Below are 529 nucleotides of genomic sequence, written 5' to 3' on the forward strand. Positions count from 1 at the left end.
CGATGACCTTCCACGTAAGATTACCTTTAGCAAGGTAAATCTAGCGGGTGAAGAAATCGCGGGTGCAAAAATCCAAATTTTCCGTGGAGAAAAAGTTTCAGGTAATCCTGTGGCTGAATGGACTTCAAAAGCCAATCAATCACATGTACTTGATTTGACTCCAGGAGTATATACTTTCCATGAAGAAGCCGCTCCAACTGGATACTTAGCAGTAACAGATATTACATTCCAAGTTAACTACGACGGAACTGTAACAGTGGTAAATGCTAGTGGAAATCAGGTTGAGTTTAAGGATGGTAAGTTAGTAGTAACGGACCAAACTGAACCAGAAAATCCTAACCTACCAAACACTGGAAGCGAATCCGGACAAGCTGCATTAGCAGCAGGTTTAGCTCTTCTAGCTTTAGGAGCAGGTCTTGTAGCAACTAAACGAAGAGAAGAAGACTAATCTCATTTAGTAGCCAATAAGTACAGTAAAGAAAGATCAGGGATGGCACCGCACCCCCAAAGTGGGACAGAAGAAAACACA

Annotated in this window: 1 protein-coding gene; it reads left to right on the forward strand. The window is 42.2% G+C overall.

Features of this window, described 5'->3' with window-relative positions:
- A partial coding sequence (locus SORDD15_RS01205) for a prealbumin-like fold domain-containing protein (protein ID WP_155718772.1) occupies window positions 1-448 on the forward strand: 448 nt, incomplete at its 5' end.
- Between the last annotated feature and the right edge of the window lie 81 nt (window positions 449-529).

The sequence above is a fragment of the Streptococcus oralis genome (genome assembly GCF_001578935.1).
Classification (GTDB): domain Bacteria; phylum Bacillota; class Bacilli; order Lactobacillales; family Streptococcaceae; genus Streptococcus; species Streptococcus oralis_R.